Source organism: Candidatus Eisenbacteria bacterium (assembly GCA_030017955.1).
In the GTDB taxonomy this organism is placed as follows: domain Bacteria; phylum Eisenbacteria; class RBG-16-71-46; order JASEGR01; family JASEGR01; genus JASEGR01.
Map to the genome: position 1 here is coordinate 1 of JASEGR010000157.1, position 2,896 is coordinate 2,896.

2 protein-coding genes are annotated in these 2,896 nt (G+C 52.2%); both read left to right on the forward strand.

Features of this window, described 5'->3' with window-relative positions; translation table 11 throughout:
- Positions 1-183 precede the first annotated feature (183 nt).
- The gene (gene hemH, locus QME66_13190) at positions 184-1,092 is read left to right on the forward strand and encodes a ferrochelatase (GenBank protein ID MDI6809902.1); all 909 of its coding nucleotides are present in this window, start codon (positions 184-186) and stop codon (positions 1,090-1,092) included.
- A 118-nt stretch (positions 1,093-1,210) separates the two neighbouring features.
- Complete coding sequence (hemG, locus tag QME66_13195; GenBank protein MDI6809903.1) at positions 1,211-2,713, forward strand: protoporphyrinogen oxidase; 1,503 nt, start codon at positions 1,211-1,213, stop codon at positions 2,711-2,713.
- The last annotated feature ends 183 nt before the right edge of the window (positions 2,714-2,896 follow it).

A 2,896-nucleotide genomic window follows, 5' to 3' on the forward strand; every position in this document is an offset into this window, starting at 1 on the left:
GTTACCGATAACCGAAACGGGCCTCGTTACCTTAACCGAAAGACGCGGAACGAGCATCGATACGAGCTTCGACAACGACAAACATCATTTTCAATTTAACGATACGGGCCCTGAACCTAATATGGTACAGGGCGGGCATCCTTGCCGTTACCTTTGAACATCCCCTTATTTTCTAAGCAAATGATGAAAGCCCTTCTTCTTTTGGCCTTTGGTGGTCCCCGTTCACTCGAAGAGGTTGAATTTTTACTGGCCCGCCTCTTCGGACGAAAGCCCTCCCATGAACTGCTCGAAAGGGTTAAGGAACGCTATCGCTTGATTGGGGGATCTTGGCCCCTTCCCGTCATCACGGAGAGACAGGCCAGGGCCCTGGAAGAGAGACTAAACGCGAGGGGTTATTCCTTCAAATCGTTTGTGGGGATGCGATACAGTCAGCCGTTGATTGAGGAGACATTGAATGAAATACTTCAAGACGGAATCAAAGAGGTTGTTGCTATTCCAATGGCTCCTTTCCGGTCCCGATTCAGCACAGGCGCTTATAAGGAGGAGTTGAATCGAGCCAATAAAATCTCAGGAGAAAAATTAAGAATCACTTTTATCGAGGGATGGCATTCCCATCCTCTCTTTTTAAAGATGGCAGTTGAGAAGGTGGAAGAGGGATTGAAACAGTTTACTCCGGAAGAAAGAAAGAGGGTTCATCTTATTTTTACTGCCCATAGCCTTCCGGAGTCAATCGTCGGGAACGATCCCTATATTGACGATATGAAGGAGAGTGTAGATGAGGTTCTGAAAAGAATCGGGCTGTTTCCCTGGCATATGGCCTTCCAGAGCAAGGGGGGCGGCCCGGGGAAGTGGATCGGTCCGGATGTTGAAAGCGTTTTGTCGGAGATTAGCAAGATTGGAGTCAAAGAGGTCCTCATCATCCCGATCGGTTTTGTATCGGACCATATTGAAATTCTCTACGATATCGATATCCTTTACAAAGAAAAAGCCGAGTCCTTGGGGATGGTATTAAAGCGAACACCTTCTCTTAACTACTCCGAGGGGTTTATCGAAACTCTGGCAACCATTGTGGAAGAAAATTTCCACCTTTAATCTCCCCCTCCCTTGATGCCTGCCTGCACGAAGCCCGCCTCCAGAAGCCTTGCGGAGGGCAGGCGTTTCGGCGAAGGCAGGGGAGAGGGTAGGGGTGAGGGTGGACGAGGGAGATCAAGTGAAACGCATCATCATTATTGGCGGAGGCATTGCCGGGCTTGGCGCGGCCTACAAAGTGACCAGGGCTGCATCCGAGGGCCACGAAGTTGAGTTCGTTCTGATCGAGAAGGACCGTCGCCTCGGCGGTAAAATTCAAACGGAGATGGTACCCGATCCTTCGGAAAAGGGAAGGTTTGTCGTAGATGGTGGACCTGACTGTTTCCTGACCGAAAAACCGGCATGTCACCGCATCGCTAAACTCACAGGGATTTTCGACGATGAGTTACCCACGGATGACTCCCGGAGGAAGACGTGGATTTTGTCTCGAGGCAAACTTCATCAGATGCCAGATGGCGTCATGATGTTTGCGCCCACGAAGTTCGTTCCGTTCGCCACAACAGGCTTGTTCTCATGGCCCGGCAAGATACGGATGGCTATGGACCTTCTGATTCCGCCGAAAAAGGTTGCTCCAGGTGAGTTCAACGACGAGACTCTCGAGAGCTTTGTGGTCCGCCGCATGGGCAGGGAGTGCCTTGATCGTCTGGCGGAACCGCTTGTCGGCGGCGTTCACGCCTCCGACCCATCTCAGATGTCATTAGCCGCAACTTTTCCGCGCCTCCTTGAAATGGAGCAGAAGTATGGGTCGCTCATGAAGGGCTTCATCGCGGCTCGCCGCATGGTTGAAGAGATGCGGCGCAAGTACCCTCCTAAGCCGGGCGAGAAACCTCGCACATTCTTCGCCTCATTTGTCAATGGTATGCAGGAACTTACAGACCGAATGGCAGAGGTAGCGGGTCGGGAGAATATGCGCACAGGTTTGACTGTCACCTCACTTCAAAGTATTAGTCAAAGTAAATGGAGTGCTCGTTTATCTGACGATTCAACCATTGAGGGCGACGCTGTCATCATCGCCACCGAATCATGGGCCGCCCAGCCCCTCCTCCGTCCGCACGACCAGGCCATCGCAGATGCGCTTGCCGACATACCGACCTCCTCATCGGCGACAATCTCGGTCGCCTTTAACGAAAGCGAGGTCGGCTTCGATCTGAATGCGTTCGGGGTTCTGTGCCCCCTCGTAGAGGGCCGAGCGCTTATGGCGGCTACTTACTCCTCCACCAAGTGGCCAGGCAGAGCGCCTAAAGGCAAGGTGCTACTGCGCGGTTTCGTCGGCGGTCCGCACAACCAGGAGATTTTGAAGCGTTCGGATGAGGAGCTTGTGGAGATAGTGCTTGCCGAGTTTCGTGATATCCTGGGCCTCAACCCGTTTGCGAAGCCTTTATTTACGCGCATCTTTCGGTGGCATCTCGGCATGCCGCAATATACGCTTGGGCACCTTGAGCGGGTCGCGGTGATCGAGGATCGTAGTGTTCAGATCCCCGGCCTCGCCCTCGCCGGCGGCTGCTACAGAGGGGTAGGGGTTCCGAATTGCATCGAAAGCGGTGAACGGGCTGTTTCAAAGATCCTCACCGAATGGGGCATCAACCTCGCAGAAGACCACATCGAAGAAAAGAGGTATTACTGAGTTCTTACTTGTCCCTAAATACGTCAAATCCCTTTAAGTAGTCATCAAAACCTATGGGCGCTTCTATTCCAAGCTCAGCAAGCATATCTATGGTTTCGCTTATTGAAAGGTCAAGCTTTTTCGCCAAGCCCTCAAGCGAAAGTTTTCCCTCCTTGTAGTTTTTAAGCATTCGGAATTCCCACC

Excerpts from the sequence above, each read along its gene's own strand:
- hemH (MDI6809902.1), top strand. The coding sequence starts at position 184 with ATGAAAGCCCTTCTTCTTTTGGCCTTTGGTGGTCCCCGTTCACTCGAA.